At 66.1% G+C, this 384-nt stretch carries 1 protein-coding gene; it reads left to right on the forward strand.

Annotated elements, in window-relative coordinates; all coding sequences use genetic code 11:
- On the forward strand, window positions 1–384 hold a 384-nt coding region (locus tag KW845_RS29360), incomplete at both ends, for a TRAP transporter large permease subunit (RefSeq protein ID WP_218372951.1).

Here is a 384-nt window from a genome sequence, read left to right on the forward strand (position 1 = left end):
CCGATGCGCCGGTCGACGAGAAGGTGGTGCTCAGCCTGCTGCTGTGGGGGCTGACCGCGTTCGTGATCGCCATCGTCAACAAGGTGTTCAGGCTGAAGATGCTCTCGGCGCTGGCCGAGCGGGTCACCTTCGTGATGATCCCGCCGCTGTTCCTGATCTTCCTGGTGCTGGGCACGATCTTCATCGGCATCGCCACGCCGACCGAGGGCGGGGCGATGGGAGCGGTGGGGGCGATCGTGATGGCGCTGATCCGCCGTCGGCTGACGCTGGACCTGCTGCGCCAGGCGATGGACACGACCACCAAGCTGTCGTGCTTCGTGGTGTTCATCCTGGTGGGCTCGACGGTGTTCGGGCTGACCTTTCGCGGCGTCAGCGGCGACCTGT

The sequence above is a fragment of the Bordetella sp. BOR01 genome (assembly GCF_019218885.1).
Lineage (GTDB): Bacteria > Pseudomonadota > Gammaproteobacteria > Burkholderiales > Burkholderiaceae_B > Bordetella_A.